This is a genomic window from Saccharothrix texasensis, from assembly GCF_003752005.1.
In the GTDB taxonomy this organism is placed as follows: domain Bacteria; phylum Actinomycetota; class Actinomycetes; order Mycobacteriales; family Pseudonocardiaceae; genus Actinosynnema; species Actinosynnema texasense.
Window position 1 is genome coordinate 5,352,730 of sequence record NZ_RJKM01000001.1, and the last position, 14,861, is coordinate 5,367,590.

At 69.7% G+C, this 14,861-nt stretch carries 13 protein-coding genes, 2 tRNA genes and 1 pseudogene; 4 read left to right on the top strand and 12 right to left on the bottom strand.

The window, feature by feature from the left end:
• Positions 1–63: 63 nt before the first annotated feature.
• Both crgA and EDD40_RS23250 read left to right on the top strand, forming a co-directional pair.
• Positions 64–330, top strand: coding sequence for a cell division protein CrgA (gene crgA, locus EDD40_RS23245; protein ID WP_053714567.1), 267 nt, complete (start codon positions 64–66; stop codon positions 328–330).
• Between the two features lie 216 nt (positions 331–546).
• A complete protein-coding gene (locus tag EDD40_RS23250; protein WP_123744814.1) occupies positions 547–960 on the top strand; it encodes a PH domain-containing protein in 414 nt (137 codons plus the stop codon).
• Between the two features lie 174 nt (positions 961–1,134).
• Here the strand turns inward: EDD40_RS23250 and EDD40_RS23255 are convergent, their stop codons facing one another.
• Positions 1,135–2,019 (bottom strand): rhomboid family intramembrane serine protease, encoded by an 885-nt coding sequence (locus EDD40_RS23255; protein ID WP_123744815.1) that lies wholly within the window; start codon positions 2,017–2,019, stop codon positions 1,135–1,137.
• Positions 2,020–2,568, bottom strand: a complete 549-nt coding sequence (locus tag EDD40_RS23260; protein ID WP_123744816.1) for a peptidylprolyl isomerase — start codon at positions 2,566–2,568, stop codon at positions 2,020–2,022.
• Between the two features lie 95 nt (positions 2,569–2,663).
• Between EDD40_RS23260 and EDD40_RS23265 the strand changes: the two genes are divergently transcribed.
• Positions 2,664–3,248, top strand: coding sequence for a hypothetical protein (locus EDD40_RS23265; RefSeq protein WP_148088894.1), 585 nt, complete (start codon positions 2,664–2,666; stop codon positions 3,246–3,248).
• Between the two features lie 57 nt (positions 3,249–3,305).
• On the opposite strand, the gene EDD40_RS23270 is transcribed toward EDD40_RS23265, so the two are convergent.
• Positions 3,306–3,857, bottom strand: coding sequence for a DUF2020 domain-containing protein (locus EDD40_RS23270; RefSeq protein WP_123744818.1), 552 nt, complete (start codon positions 3,855–3,857; stop codon positions 3,306–3,308).
• Between the two features lie 127 nt (positions 3,858–3,984).
• Here EDD40_RS23270 and EDD40_RS23275 point away from each other — a divergent pair, with 127 nt between their 5' ends.
• Positions 3,985–4,401: a DoxX family protein gene (locus EDD40_RS23275; protein ID WP_123744819.1), complete on the top strand. Its 417-nt coding sequence runs from the start codon at positions 3,985–3,987 to the stop codon at positions 4,399–4,401.
• Positions 4,402–4,703: 302 nt separating this feature from the next.
• Here EDD40_RS23275 and EDD40_RS23280 read toward each other — a convergent pair.
• From EDD40_RS23280 to gnd, 9 genes and pseudogenes are all read right to left on the bottom strand, one after another.
• Positions 4,704–4,776, bottom strand: a tRNA-Ala gene (locus tag EDD40_RS23280).
• Between the two features lie 35 nt (positions 4,777–4,811).
• Positions 4,812–4,928 (bottom strand): annotated as a pseudogene (locus EDD40_RS42710) (DLW-39 family protein); the annotation flags it as partial.
• Positions 4,929–4,963: 35 nt separating this feature from the next.
• Positions 4,964–5,037 (bottom strand) — tRNA-Ile (locus EDD40_RS23285).
• Between the two features lie 63 nt (positions 5,038–5,100).
• Positions 5,101–5,952: a DUF3566 domain-containing protein gene (locus EDD40_RS23290; protein WP_123744820.1), complete on the bottom strand. Its 852-nt coding sequence runs from the start codon at positions 5,950–5,952 to the stop codon at positions 5,101–5,103.
• Positions 5,953–5,978: 26 nt separating this feature from the next.
• Positions 5,979–9,845, bottom strand: a complete 3,867-nt coding sequence (gyrA, locus tag EDD40_RS23295) for an intein-containing DNA gyrase subunit A (protein ID WP_246038350.1) — start codon at positions 9,843–9,845, stop codon at positions 5,979–5,981.
• 117 nt (positions 9,846–9,962) lie between these two features.
• Complete coding sequence (gene gyrB, locus EDD40_RS23300) at positions 9,963–11,933, bottom strand: DNA topoisomerase (ATP-hydrolyzing) subunit B (protein ID WP_123744821.1); 1,971 nt, start codon at positions 11,931–11,933, stop codon at positions 9,963–9,965.
• A 236-nt stretch (positions 11,934–12,169) separates the two neighbouring features.
• Positions 12,170–12,670: a DciA family protein gene (locus EDD40_RS23305; RefSeq protein ID WP_425471348.1), complete on the bottom strand. Its 501-nt coding sequence runs from the start codon at positions 12,668–12,670 to the stop codon at positions 12,170–12,172.
• Positions 12,671–12,788: 118 nt separating this feature from the next.
• On the bottom strand, positions 12,789–13,928 hold the full coding sequence (gene recF, locus EDD40_RS23310) for a DNA replication/repair protein RecF (RefSeq protein WP_123744822.1): 1,140 nt from the start codon (positions 13,926–13,928) through the stop codon (positions 12,789–12,791).
• 4 nt (positions 13,929–13,932) lie between these two features.
• Positions 13,933–14,847: a phosphogluconate dehydrogenase (NAD(+)-dependent, decarboxylating) gene (gnd, locus tag EDD40_RS23315; RefSeq protein ID WP_123744823.1), complete on the bottom strand. Its 915-nt coding sequence runs from the start codon at positions 14,845–14,847 to the stop codon at positions 13,933–13,935.
• Positions 14,848–14,861 lie beyond the last annotated feature (14 nt).

The following is a 14,861-nucleotide window of genomic DNA, read 5'->3' on the forward strand; positions in this document are numbered from 1 at the left end:
ATCCAGCAGTGGACGTGAACTCGCGGCCACTGGAGGCCTATCCACCCGTCAGGCGAGGACAGCATGCCCAAGTCCAAGGTCCGCAAGAAGGCCGTCTACACGGCGCCTGCCGATCGCCGCACCCCGGTCAAGGTCAAGGCAGCGGGGCCGTCGCACCCCGTCTACGTCGCCGTGATGCTCGGCATGATGCTGTTGGGGCTGGCGTGGCTGGTGGTCAACTACATCGCGGGCGAGAAGGTCCCGGTGATGATGGACCTCGGGTCCTGGAACTTCGGCATCGGATTCGCCCTGATGATCGTCGGCTTGCTGATGACCATGAAATGGCGCTGACCACGCGCTACGCCAAGTGGCCGACGGCCCGGACGTGCTCCACGTCCGGGCCGTTCCGCGTCACCCGGTAGTTCACCGGGTTCACCGGGCGGTCACCGAAGCACACGGCTGTAAGTCATCCCCAATGGGGACAACTCCTGTGGACAACTTTGCGCCAATTTGCACAAGCCCCGGTCGGAGGCCCTAGTTGTCCACAAGTGCGGCAGACTCGAAAGCGTGAACCCACCGCGCACCTGGTCGCCCCAGCCCGGCCTCGTCGGTCTCGCCTGGGGGCTGGCCGCCGTGTTCCTGCTGGTCACGATCCTCAGTTCGGACCCGGTGAGCCGGGCCTTCCTGGGCCTCGCCACGCTCGTCCAGCTCGCGCTGGGCGCTTACGGCACCTTCGTGCGCCCCAGGCTGCTGGTGGACGACTCAGGGCTCACCGTGCGCACCCTCAACGGCGCGCGGCAGCTGCCGTGGCACGAGGTGAAGGTGCGCCTGGCCCGCACCCGCAGGCTGGGTCGCGAGACGGCCACGCTGGAGCTGGACTGGCACCGCGGCGAGGACGAGCAGCTGTTCGTCTTCACCCCTCTGGACCTCGGCACGGACCCGCGCGACGTGGTGGACGTCCTGCACGCCCTGCGCCCGTGACGAGCCGCCGGAGGCCGACCGCCACGCCCTGAACGGCCCTGCCCCGGACGTCCACCGGCGTAGCGCACCGAAGGGCCGGGCGCGCGGGCCCGAAGCAACGGGTCGAGGCCGGCGCGGTGGTCCGGGCGGCCGTCGGCCACGCGCCGACGCCGCCCGGGACGGCCGACCGCGCGGTCAGACCAGCTGACCCGTCCGCACGACCGCCAGCACCACCAGCAGCACGACCGCGCCGATCACGGCCGCCAGCTGCCAGTTGTTCCGCTTCGCGGCCGGCGCGTAGACCAGGCCGGCCGTCAGCGCCGCGCCGACCACCAGCCCGCCGATGTGCCCGAGCAGCGAGATACCCGGCAGGGTGAAGCTGAGCACGACGTTCAAGCCGATCACGCCCAGCGCCGGGCCGGGGTTGAGCTTGAGCCGCAGCACCGCCACCAGCATCGCGCCCATCAGGCCGTACACCGCGCCCGAAGCGCCGGCCACCACGGTGTCGATCCCGCCGAACAGGTACACCGCGAGACCGCCGCCGAGCAGCGACACCCCGTACACCGCGGAGAACCGCAGCTTGCCGAACACGGGTTCCAGGTCACGGCCGAGCACGTACAGCGCGATCATGTTCAGCGCCAGGTGCAGGGGCCCGAAGTGCAGGAACCCCGACGTCACCAGCCGCCACCACTCGCCGTCCAGGGCGACCGACGGCGTGTACATCACGAGGTCGAGGAACAGCGCCGACCGCTGGTTGGTCGACACGCTGCCCGCCTGGGCCGCGGTGATCGCGAACATCAGCACGTTCACCGCGATCAGCACCGGTGTGACCACCATGCGCTGGGAGAACTCCGCGCCGACGAACGTGCGCGGCCGGCGCACCGCGGCCCGGCCCTCGTTCACGCAGTCGACGCACTGGTAGCCGACGGACGCCTCGCGCAGGCACTCCGGGCACGCCGGCCGGTCGCAGCGGACGCACCGCAGCCCGGTGGCCCGATCCGGGTGGCGCACGCAGACCGGCAGGTCCGCTCGCGCCCCGATCGGCTCACCGGGCGGCGGGGAGATCGGCGAGTCGGCCACTCAGGCCCGCTCCACCGAGACCTTCTGGATCACCACGTCGGTGACCGGGCGGTCGCCGGCGCCGGTGGGTGCGGCGCCGATCGCGTCCACCACGTTGCGCGACTCCTGGTCGGCGACCTCGCCGAAGATCGTGTGCTTGAAGTTCAGCCAGGTGGTCGGCGCGACCGTGATGAAGAACTGCGAGCCGTTGCTGTTGGGTCCGGCGTTGGCCATCGCCAGCAGGTAGGGCTTGTTGAACTGCAGCTCCGGGTGGAACTCGTCGGCGAACTTGTAGCCCGGGCCGCCGCGCCCGGTGCCGGTGGGGTCACCGCCCTGGAGCATGAAGCCCGGGATCACCCGGTGGAAGATCGCGCCGTCGTAGAACGGACCGGTCGGCTCGCCCTTCGCGTTGGCCTCGGAGTAGCTCTTCGTGCCCTCGGCGAGGCCGACGAAGTTGGCCACCGTCTTGGGTGCGTGGTCGGGGAAGAGGTTGATGCGGATGTCGCCCTGCGAGGTGTGCAGGGTCGCCGTCACCTTGGTCCCGACGAACGATTCGTTGCTGTCTGCCACGCCTCCCATCGTGCCATCACCGCGCGGGGTGGTTGGGGAAGGGGCACGATGGGTATTGCCTGGACGTGACTGACCGACAGCTTCTGGAGCGCGATATGGATGAGGTAGACGCCATGACCCGGGCCGGGGAGTCGGTCGGCAAGGCGGTGCGCGCTGCTCGCATCGGTGCCGTCCGCGCTGGTCACGCCGGTGCGGACGCCGCCGTTGTGCTCGCGGGACGCGCGGAGGGCAAGCTCGCCGAGCGCGGTGTGACCAGGGATTACGTCCGGGGCATCGTCGCCGACAAGGCGGGCGCGCTGGTGGAGAAGGCCGAGGAGTACGAGAAGTCCACCAGGCGTGGTCGCAAGGAGCTCGCGAAGAGGGCCAAGGGCGTCCGCAAGGACGTGCTGAAGGCCGCCGAGCGGGCTCGCAAGGAGGCCAAGGTGCGCGCGAAGCAGGCGCGCAAGGAGATGGCCGCGGCCCGGCAGCCCAAGCGGAGCCGCTGGCCGTGGGTGCTCGGCGTGTTCGCCGCCGCCGCGGTGGCGGGGTACATCGCGCTGACCAAGCGGCCGCAGGAGGTGCACTTGGAGGAGGAGGACGTGGAGATCACGTCGGAGTCCACCAAGACCGGCACCCCCGAGTCCGTCCGCCCGCACGCGGCCCGCAACGGCCAGGTCTCCGACCAGCACAGCCGCAGCTGACCGGAAGAGGTGCTTCGCGCCCGCCCCGCCAGGGGACGGGCGCGAAGTCGTGCGCGCTCACAGTCCGAGGTTGCCGACCACGGTCTCGGCGATCCGACGGGTCTTGATGGTCTGCTTCTGGTTGCTGGTCACGACCACCGCGCTGCCGCCCTTGGCCACGGCGTACACCGCGCCCGTCTCCGTGGTCAGCGAGCCGCCGCTCCACCCGGCGGGCACGGTCGCCGGGCTCGAGTCGGCCACCGGCGCGGCCCGGTCGACCACCGCCTTCGCGGTCGCCGGCTCGCCCTGGAACACCCAGACGGACAGCTGCACGTCGGAAGCGTCGGCGTAGAAGAAGCAGGCGGGGTCGGGCTGGTCTGCGGACAGCCGAACCTTCCGCACCAGCTGCCCGTTCGCCTCCTGCACCACCGAGGACGCCAGGTACGGGCACTGGCCGTCTGTGGCGGGCTCCGGCACGGGCGGCGGCCCGGCGGGCGTGGTCGTCGTCTTCGCCACTGCGCTGGTGGTGGTCCCGGCGGTGGGCGCCGAGGTGGGTTCGGCGGCGGCGCAGGCGGTCAGCGCGCCGAGGACCAGCAGGGAGGGCAGGGCGGTGAGCAGCACACGGTTCATAGGGCCGCCAGTCAATCAGATGACAGACAGCGAATCGACACGGTGACCACCTAGGCACCCACCGTAATCCACATTACGGTTGTCCTCACCCTGCCGGCCGCCCCTGCAATGTGAGGACTGAGTCAAGATGAACATCTTTGACCGCGGTCGAGACCATGCCATCGCTGTGTTCCGGATTGTCATCGGCGTGTTGTTCGTCTGCCACGGCGCGCAGAAGCTGTTCGGCGTGCTGGGCTCCAAGGGTGCCGTGTCGATCACCGACTGGCCAGCCGGCCCGGCCGGTCTGATCGAGTTCGTCGGTGGTGTGCTGATCATCATCGGCCTCGGCACCCGGATCGCCGCGCTGATCTCCTCCGGTGCGATGGCCTACGCGTACTTCGTGGTCCACCAGCCCGCCGGGCTGCTGCCCATCCAGAACAAGGGTGAGCTGGCCGCGGTGTACGCGTGGGTGTTCCTGCTGTTGGCGTTCACCGGTCCCGGCGCTTGGGCCGTGGACAGGGTGCTCGCCGCGCGCAAGCACGAACAAGCGCTCGTCAACGCATAGCAGTGGGCAAGACGAGGGCCCGCACCCAGCGGCATTGGGTGCGGGCCCTCACTTGTCGCCGTACCGCGAAAGCCACCGCCGGAGCACCCATCGGATGACCTGCCTCACGAACGGGACGCTCCGGCCGTCGCACACCCAGTAAACACGAAAAGCGAAACTCTTGCGCCTCCGCGCCGGAATCCGACAATACGGACTTCTCCGGTTCAGGGGTCTACACCCCGGACCGGGAGCGGGGGGTCGTGACCCCTCAACGAGAAACGAGGTGTGCCGACGTCTGTCGGCACACCTCGTTCTGAAGCGGATGGAGACGAGGGGAATCGAACCCCTAACCCCCGCCTTGCAAAGGCGGTGCTCTGCCAATTGAGCTACGTCCCCTCGCGGGGCGGCAGACCTACCGCCCTCGCGAGTCAGTCGGTCGGGGCGGTGGCCTCGCGCCACAGGTCCGCGTCGGCCTTGGCCGAGCGGTTGCGCTTGACGAAGAACAGAACCGCACCAGCGACTGCGACAAGTGCGATGATCTTCTTCACGGCGATTCCCCTCTGCAACACCTGTGAACTTCCGGTGGGCCTAGGAGGACTCGAACCTCCGACCTCTTCGTTATCAGCGAAGCGCTCTAACCGTCTGAGCTATAGGCCCTCGGGGCAACGACGGCAAGACTACAGCACCTCCCGTCGCCGCCCCAAATCGGCTGGTCGTGGATCACTCGCGCTCGGACAAGGTCACTTCCAGGCCCCCGGCAAGATCGGCCGAGACGTTGTAGACGAACGACCCGACGGTCGCCAGGGCGGTGAAGAGCACGATGTTCACCGCGCCCACGATCGCCGCCACACCGAACACGCGACCGGCGCTGATCAGCGGGTCGCTGCCGGTCTCGTTGCCCTGCAGCAGGTCGCTGGCGGTGTTGTTGATCTTGTCCCACACGCCCATGCCGTTGAGCACGCCGTACAGCACGCCGACCGCCACGAGCCACACGAAGAACAGCGCCACGCTCAGCACCAGGGCGAGCTTGAGCACCGACCACGGGTCGACCCGCTTCACCTGCAGGCTCGCCCGGCGCGGTCCGCGCCCGGGACGCCGGGCCGACGGCGCGGAAGCCGCCGGCCGGCCGTTCGCCGCGCCCAGGTTCACCTGCGTGCGGGCCGCGCCCGACGGGGTCACGCCCGGCACCACGGGGCGGGCCACCGCCACCGTGTCCGGGTCGCTGGCCGGGTACGCGGGCTGCGACCCCTCGGCCGGTTCCGGCGGGGACATCAGGTCCGCCGGTCCGACCTGCTGCGCCTCGCCGTACTGGGTGTCGCTCGTCACCCGCTGCCACGGCGGCGGCGCGGCGTGGTGGCTGTCGCTGTCGGCGGCCGGCCGCTCGACCTTCTCGGTCTTGCCGTCGGCCGGCGCCGCCTCGGCCGCGGGCGTCTCGGGCTGCTCGGACGCCCCCGAGGCGTCGACCGCCGGCTTCTCGGCGCCGGTGGGCTCATCGCCGGCCGTCGGTGTCGGCTCGGCGCCGGGCCGGGTGATCACCGCGGTCTTGTCCTCTGGCTTCTCGGGTGGAGTCACGAGCAGTCCTCAACCTCTCGTTCGCGCTAGTTGGCGGGCTCGGCCTGATCGCCGTCGGCGGAGTCGACGATCCGATCAGCGTCGGCGGAGTCGACGATCCGATCACCGTCGGCGGGGTCGACGACCGAACCCGCCTCGGCGGAGTCGTCCTGACCCACCTCGGCGGAGTCCGCGATCGGGACACCGTCGACGGGGTCGACCACGACACCGCCGTCACCACTGGTGACGTCCGCGGGCTCGTCGGCGTTGCGCGCCACCGCGATCAGGGTGGTCCCTTCGCCGAGGTTCATCAACCGGACGCCCTTCGTCTGCCGCCCTGCCTTGCGCACCTCCTTGGCGCTGGTCCTGATGACCCCGCCCGAGGAGGTGATCGCGTACAGCTCGTCGTCGACGTCGACGATGAGCGCGCCGACCAGCCTGCCACGCCTGCGGTCGTGCTGGATGGTGAGCACACCCTTGCCACCACGACCTTGGACGGGGTAGTCCTCGATCGGCGTGCGCTTGGCGTACCCACCGTCAGTGGCCACCAAAACAAACAGACCCTCTTGGACGACGCCCACCGACAGCAGCTCGTCGCCGGTGTTGAAGCGCATGCCCAGCACACCCGAGGTCGCGCGCCCCATCGGGCGCAGCGCCTCGTCGCTGGCGTGGAACCGGATGGACTGGCCGTCGGCCGAGATCAGCTGGAGGTCGTCCTCCGCCGAGCACAGCACCGCGCCGACCAGCTCGTCGTCGTCGCGCAGGTTGATGCCGATGAGGCCGCCGGACCGGTTGGAGTCGAAGTCGGACAGCTTCGACTTCTTGACCAGGCCCTTCTTCGTGGCGAGCACCAGGTACGGCGCGACCTCGTAGTTCTTGATCTGGATGACCTGGGCGATCTCCTCCTCCGGCTGGAACGCCAGGAGGTTCGCCACGTGCTGGCCGCGCGCGTTGCGGTTGGCCTCGGGCAGCTCGTACGCCTTGGCCCGGTACACGCGGCCCTTGTTCGTGAAGAACAGGATCCAGTCGTGCGTGGAGCACACGAAGAAGTGCTGCACGATGTCGTCCTGCTTGAGCTGGGCGCCCTGCACGCCCTTGCCGCCGCGCTTCTGCGAGCGGTACAGGTCGGTCTTCGTGCGCTTCGCGTAACCCGTCCGGGTGATCGTGACGACGACGTCCTCGACCGCGATCAGGTCTTCCATCGACACGTCGCCGTCGAACGGCACGATCTTGGTGCGCCGGTCGTCGCCGTGCTTGTCGACGATCGCCAGCAGCTCCTCGCGCACGATCGCGCGCTGCCGCTCCGGCTTGGCCAGGATGTCCTTGTAGTCGGCGATCTCCAGCTCGATCTCGGCCAACTGGTCGACGATCTTCTGCCGCTCCAGGGCGGCCAGCCGGCGCAGCTGCATCTCCAGGATCGCGTTCGCCTGGATCTCGTCGACGTCGAGCAGCTCCATCAGGCCGGTGCGCGCCACGTCGGGCGTGTCCGACCGGCGGATCAGCGCGATCACCTCGTCGAGCTGGTCGAGCGCCTTGACCAGGCCGCGCAGCACGTGGGCGCGTTCCTCGGCCTTGCGCAGCCGGAAGCGCGTGCGCCGGGCGATGACCTCGATCTGGTGCTTCACGTAGTGCCGGATCATCTGGTCCAGGCGCAACGTGCGCGGCACGCCGTCGACCAGCGACAGCATGTTCACACCGAACGAGTACTGCAGCTGGGTGTGCTTGTAGAGGTTGTTCAGCACGACCTTGGCCACCGCGTCGCGCTTGAGCGTGACCACGATGCGCATGCCCGAGCGGCGGTTGGACTCGTCGGCGATGTTCGCGATGCCGGTGAGCTTCTGGTCGCGGACCAGGGTGGCGATGTTCTCCACCAGGTTGTCCGGGTTCACCTGGTAGGGCAGCTCGGTGACGACCAGGATGGTCCGACCCTTGGCGTCCTCGTCGATCTCCACGACCGCGCGCATCTTCACCGAGCCGCGCCCGGTGCGGTAGGCGTCCTCGATGCCCGCCGTGCCCAGGATCTGGCCGTGGGTCGGGAAGTCGGGGCCCTTGATGCGCTGGATCATCGCTTCGAGGGTCTCTTCGTCGGAGGCGTCCCAGTTGTCCAGCGCCCACACGACGCCGTCCGCGACCTCGCGCAGGTTGTGCGGCGGGATGTTGGTCGCCATGCCGACCGCGATGCCGGAGCTGCCGTTGATCAGCAGGTTCGGCACGCGCGACGGCAGCACCGTCGGCTCCTGGATGCGACCGTCGTAGTTGTCGCGGAAGTCGACCGTGTCTTCCTCGATGTCGGCCAGCATCTGCATGGCCAGCGGCGTGAGCCGGCACTCCGTGTTGTGACTGACGAAGCCGTCCGTGATGAACGCGTGGTCGTCGGTGTCGACCCGCAGGCTGAACACCGGCCGCACGCCCGCATCGATGACCGACTCGACGGACGCGTAGTAGAACCGGCCGTCGACCAGCGGCTCCACCACGTCGAGCACTTCGCGGTTCGTGATCCGCGCGGCGATCTCCTCGTAGTCCCGCTCCCACCGCTCGACGCGGTCCACGTTGTGCCTGCGCAGCCAGTCGCGCTCGGTCCAGCGGGTCGCGCCGTGGGCACGGATGTAGTCGCCGACGAACGGCACGTGATCGCTGCTCATCGCCCGGCTCTCGAGCGGGACGGCATCCAGGATCGCGTTCAGCTTGTCCTGCTTCGCGCCGAGGAAGCCCACGTTGCGGGCGAACAGGCGCGCGTCACGCCGGTTGGTGATGACGACCTTGATCTCGCCGTCCTCGTAGTCCACCAGCGTGCTGACAACGCCGAACTCCAGCAGCAGCTGCTGCACCTCACGGGCCAGCCGCACGCTGCGCGTGGAGTAGCTGACCTGCACGGAGTTGCGCGGCAGCGCCGAGGCCGAGCCGTCACCGGTGAACAGCGACGACAGGAACGCCCGCTTGATCACCTCGCCGGCCGACCAGACGAACTCGGGCACGTGCTTGGCGGCGCTGCGCAGGCCCACCACCTTGCCGAGCACGCTCTCGCGGAGCTGGGTCAGGTCCTGCACGTCGAGCTCGTGCAGGACGGATCCGGACTTGATGGTGCGCGAGTACACGTAGCGCGGACCGCCGACGGCGTCGTCGTACGCCTCGACCACGCGCTGGAAGTACTCGGCGTCGACGTTGTTGAACCCGGCGCGGTTCTCGGACACGAAGCCCTCGCTGACGAAGGCGCCGGCGAGGATCGCGGCCGAGTAGTGCCCGATCTCCGGCAGGACGCCGTCGTCCTGCGGTGTGCGCTGCATGACCACGCGGTCGCCGGGCCGGATCTCCTCCAGCAGCTTCCACAGCAGGGTCGGCACGCCGAGCACGTTCACCAGGCACAGGACCGGGTGGTTGTGCGTGCCGGTCAGCTCGTAGCCGTTCTTGGTGCGCAGCTTCAGCACGGGGTGCTCACCGGAGTGGAACAGCATGTCGGCGCGCACCGGGTTGCCGTTGCGGTCGAGCACCTTGAGGTCGATCGGGTTGTCGCTGTTCGGCTTGGCGTCCGGCACGATGTCGCCGATGCGCGGCGTCGAGCCGTTCGCCAACCGAATGCGACTGTCCGGTGACACGCAGTAGCGCATCGCGGCCGCCGGGTCGTTGCCCGGGGAGCCGAAGTTGCCCTGGCCGTCGATCAGCGGGTAGCGCTGCGACCACGGCTGGGCGAGGCGGACGAGCGCGTCGTAGATGGCCGAGTCGCCGTGCGGGTGGTAGTTGCCCATCACGTCGCCGACCACGCGGGCGCACTTGTTGTAGCTGCGGTCCGGGCGGAAGCCCGAGTCGAACATCGAGTACAGCACGCGGACGTGCACGGGCTTCAGCCCGTCGCGCACGTCGGGCAGGGCTCGTCCGACGATCACGCTCATCGCGTAGTCGATGTACGAGTTCTGCATCTCCTGCTGGATGTCGCGCGGCTCGGTGCGGTCTCCACCACCGGCCGGGGGCAGCGTCGTCTCGCTCACAGTTCTACTTCCTTAGAGGGCACGCCTGCGGGTTCGGGAACGACAGGGTCAGACGTCGAGGAATCGGACGCCCTTGGCGTTGCGGGTGATGAACGCGCGGCGGGCCTCCACGTCCTCCCCCATCAGCACGCTGAACAGCTCGTCGGCCGTCGCGGCGTCGTCCATGGTCACCTGCGTCAGCACCCGGTTGGCCGGGTCCATGGTCGTCTCCCACAGCTCGGAGGAGTTCATCTCGCCGAGGCCCTTGTAGCGCTGGATGTTGTCGTCCTTGCCGATCTTCTTGCCCGCGGCGAGGCCGGCCTGGATGATGCCGTCCCGCTCGCGGTCGGAGTAGGCGTACTCCGGCTCGGCGCGCTGCCACTTGATCTTGTAGAGCGGCGGGTTCGCCAGGTACACGTGACCGTGCTCGATCAGCGGCCGCATGAAGCGGAACAGCAGGGTCAGCAGCAGCGTCCGGATGTGCTGGCCGTCCACGTCGGCGTCGGCCATCAGCACGATCTTGTGGTAGCGCAGCTTGGAGAGGTCGAAGTCCTCGTGGATGCCCGTGCCGAACGCGGTGATCAGCGACTGGACCTCGTTGTTCTTCAGCACGCGGTCGATGCGCGCCTTCTCCACGTTGATGATCTTGCCGCGGATCGGCAGGATCGCCTGGAACATGGAGTCGCGGCCCTCCTTGGCCGAGCCGCCCGCCGAGTCGCCCTCCACGACGTAGATCTCGCAGTCCTCGGGGTTGGTGGAGCGGCAGTCCTTGAGCTTGCCGGGCAGGCCGCCGATGTCGAGGGCGCCCTTGCGGCGGACGAGCTCGCGCGCCTTGCGGGCGGCGATGCGGGCCTGCGCCGACGACACCGCCTTGGTGACGATGGTCCGCGTCTCGTTCGGGTGGCGCTCGAACCAGTCGGCCAGGTGCTCGTTCGTCGACTTCTGCACGAACGACTTGGCCTCGCTGTTGCCCAGCTTGGTCTTCGTCTGGCCCTCGAACTGAGGTTCCTTCAGCTTGACCGAGACGATCGCGGCCAGGCCCTCGCGGATGTCGTCGCCGGTGAGGTTGGAGTCCTTCTCCTTGAGCAGCTTCTTCTCGCGCGCGTACTCGTTGACCACGCGGGTCAGCGCGGCGCGGAAGCCCTCCTCGTGCGTGCCGCCCTCGTGGGTGTTGATCGTGTTGGCGAACGTGTACACCGACGGCGTGTAGCCGGTGTTCCACTGCATCGCCACCTCGACCTCGAGGTCCTCGCCCTTGGCCTCGAAGGAGACGACCTTCTGGTGCACGGCCTCGCGGGTGTGGTTGATGTGGCGGACGAAGTCCTCCAGGCCGCCGGGGTAGTGGAACGTGCGCTCGCGCACGGCCGCGACGTGACCCTCGGCGTCGGCCTCCTCGTCACCCGCCTGGACGCGCTCGTCGCGCAGGATGATCGTCAGACCCTTGTTGAGGAACGCCATCTCCTGCAGGCGGCGGGAGATCGTCTCGATGTTGTAGTCGGTGGTCTCGAAGATCGTCGGGTCGGCCCAGAACGTGATGGCCGTGCCGGTCTCGTCGGTCGGCTCGCCCTTGGTCAGGTCGTGGGCCGGCTTCGTGTTCTCGAACCGCTGGTTCCACGTGAAACCCTCGGTCTTGACCTCGACGTCGACGGCGGTCGACAGCGCGTTCACCACCGAGATGCCGACGCCGTGCAGACCGCCGGACACCGCGTAGGAGTCGCTGTCGAACTTGCCGCCCGCGTGCAGCTTGGTCAGCACCACTTCCAGCGTGGGCCGCTTCTCGACCGGGTGCATGCCGACCGGGATGCCGCGGCCGTCGTCGATGACCCGGACGCCCCCGTTGGCCAGCAGCGTCACGTCCACCACCGTCGCGTAGCCGGCCATGGCCTCGTCGACCGAGTTGTCCACGACCTCCTGGATCAGGTGGTGCAGACCGCGCTCGCCGGTGGAACCGATGTACATGCCTGGCCGCTTGCGGACCGCTTCCAGACCTTCCAGGACGGTGATCGAGGACGCGTTGTACTCATTCTTCTTGGCTGCCACGGGCCTGGTGTCTCCTCGGACTTCACGCGACTGGGACCGTCGCCGGGCGACGCTGGGTTGCGCTACCCCACGATTCTACCGGGGCAGACCGACAGAAACCCACTTAGGACACCCCTGGTTCGCTCACAGGCGGCCCGAAGTGAACGCCGACGTGGCCGGACCGCTGCTCACGGGGTCAAAATCGACTGGTGAGCGCTCACCGCGCCACAGGATCGCCGCTGCGGCCCTGACGCCCATCACCCGTAGGTGTCACGTGGTCCGCGGCCCGGAGCGTGCCTGGGGCCGTAGCGCCAGCTGGGCGCCGCCGGACCCTGCACCTTCAGCTGCTTCACCACGCCGTGCCCGACGCCCGCCGCGATCCGCTTGAGCAGGTCGCGCTGGAGCAGCCGCAGCTGCGTGGCCCACGCCGTGGAGTCGGCCTGGACGGTCAACTCGCCGTCACTGAGCGCTACCGGCTTCGCGTGCTCGGCCACGTCCTCGCCGACCAGCTTCGGCCACCGGGCGAACACCTGGCCACCCGCCAGCCGCTCGACCCAGCCGCGGTCGGCGGCCATCCTCGACGCGAGCCTGCCGAGCGGCTGCGGGTCGCGGTCGTCGGGGCCGGGACCGGACCAGCGGCGACGCCGACGACGGCCGGTCGCGCCCGCCGCACCCTTGCGGACACCCCGCACGCCGCGCTCCTTGGCGGAGGCGCGGGCGGCCTCCAGAGCGGCTCGGGCGAGGTCCGAACCCCGCAGACCACCCTCTTGGGGAGCCTTGGCTGTGGATATGTCCGGTTCCCGAGGGGAGTTATCCACACCATCCACAGGGTTGTCCCCAGCTGTGCGTCGGGTCACACCCATTCGGGGCATCTCCTCAGGCACGGTGCACCTCCCCGTGGCGAACGTCGAACCGCAGCCCGTCCAGCTCCTCGGGCACGTCCTCCGCGACCGCCGCCGTGATGAAGACCTGCTCCGCGCCGGCGGCCACCTTCGCCAACTGGCGACGCCTGCCGCGGTCCAGTTCGGCGAACACATCGTCCAGCACGAGGACCGGTTCGGCCCCCTCGACACGCAGCAGCTCGTACCCGCCGAGCCGCAGGGCCAACGCGAAGGACCATGACTCTCCGTGACTGGCGTAGCCCTTCGCGGGCAGGTCGCCGAGCGCCAGGTCGAGGTCGTCGCGGTGCGGCCCGACCAGGCACACGCCCCGCTCGACCTCCTGCGCGCGCACCCGGTGCAGCTCGGCGAGCAACGCGTCCTCCAGCACGTCCCGGTCGTGCGACCCGCCGCCGGCGGAGCCGGCCGGCCCCGGGAACGCGTCGCCGAGGCTCGACCGGTACGCGATCCGCGCGGGCCGCGACTCCGGCGCCACCTCCGCGTACGCCGCGGCCACGTGCGGCGCGATGTCCGCGACCAGGTCCAGCCGCGCGGCCAGCAGCTCCGCGCCGTGCCGGGCCAGGTGCCCGTCCCACACGTCGAGCGTGCTGATGTCGGCGTTGCGCGCGGCGCGCACGCTCTTGAGCAACGCGCCCCGCTGCTTGAGCACGCGTTCGTAGTCGCTGCGCACCCCGGCGTACCTCGGGGCCCGCGTCGTCAGCAGCTCGTCGAGGAACCGCCGGCGTTCACCGGGGTCGCCGCGCACCAGCGCCAGGTCCTCCGGCGCGAACAGCACCGTGCGCAGGATGCCGAGCACGTCGCGCGGGCGCGGGACCGGGCCGCGGTTGATCCGCGCCCGGTTCGCCTTGCCCGGCGTGATCTCCAGCTCGACCAGCAGCTCGCGCCCCTCGTTGACCACGGCCGTGCGGACCACCGCGCGCGAGGCGCCGTGCCGGATCAGCGGCGCGTCCGTGGCCACCCGGTGCGACCCGAGGGTGGCCACGTACCCCAGCGCCTCGACCAGGTTCGTCTTGCCCTGGCCGTTGCGCCCCACCAGCACGCTCACGCCCGGCTCGAACGCCAGGTCCGCGTGCTCCCACGACCTGAAGTCCGTGACTTGCAGGTGCCGGACGTACAACTCGTCAGCTCTGGGTCGAGCCGGAACCGGACGAAGGACCCGCGGTCTGCACGGCGTGGCCGCCGAACTGGTTGCGCAGCGCCGCGACCGCGCGCATGGCCGGCGAGTCGTCCTGCCGGGACGCGAACCGGGCGAACAGCGCGGCGGAGATCACCGGCGCGGGCACCGCGTGCTTGATCGCCTCCTCGACGGTCCACCGGCCCTCGCCGGAGTCCTCGACGTGGCCGCGCAGGTCGTCCAGCTCCGGGTCCGACTCCAGCGCGCGGACCAGCAGGTCCAGCAGCCACGAGCGGACCACCGTGCCGCGCTGCCACGCCTTGATCGTGGCCGGCACGTCGTCCACCAGCTCGGAGGCCTCGAGCAGCTCGAAGCCCTCGGCGTAGGCCTGCATGAGGCCGTACTCGATGCCGTTGTGGACCATCTTCGCGAAGTGGCCGGCGCCGACGCGGCCCGCGTGCGCGAAGCCCTCCTCGCGCGGCCCCTCCGGGCGCAGCGCGTCGAAGATCGGCATGGCGTGCTCGACGTGCTCGACGTCGCCGCCGACCATCAGGCCGTAGCCGTTCTCCAGGCCCCACACGCCGCCGGACACGCCGGCGTCCAGGTAGCCGACGCCCTTGTCGCCCAGCGCCTTGGCGTTGATCTCGTCGTCGGTGAAGCGCGAGTTGCCGCCGTCGATCACCAGGTCGCCCGGTTCGAGCAGGTCGCCGAGCTCGGCGATCGTCTGGCGGGTGATGTCACCGGCGGGCACCATCACCCACACCAGGCGCGGTGCGGAGAGCTTGCCGACCATGTCGGCGAGCGAGTCGGCGTCGGAGACTTCGGGGTTGCGGTCGTAGCCGACCACCTCGTGCCCCGCGCGGCGGATCCGCTCGCGCATGTTGAAGCCCATCTTGCCGAGGCCGACGAGTCCGAGCTGCACGGTCGTTCCTCTTC

Coding starts and splice junctions, on each gene's coding strand:
- crgA (WP_053714567.1), top strand. CDS start 64: ATGCCCAAGTCCAAGGTCCGCAAGAAGGCCGTCTACACGGCGCCTGCC.
- EDD40_RS23265 (WP_148088894.1), top strand. CDS start 2,664: ATGGATGAGGTAGACGCCATGACCCGGGCCGGGGAGTCGGTCGGCAAG.
- EDD40_RS23270 (WP_123744818.1), bottom strand. CDS start 3,857: ATGAACCGTGTGCTGCTCACCGCCCTGCCCTCCCTGCTGGTCCTCGGC.
- EDD40_RS23275 (WP_123744819.1), top strand. CDS start 3,985: ATGAACATCTTTGACCGCGGTCGAGACCATGCCATCGCTGTGTTCCGG.
- gyrA (WP_246038350.1), bottom strand. CDS start 9,845: ATGCAGAACTCGTACATCGACTACGCGATGAGCGTGATCGTCGGACGA.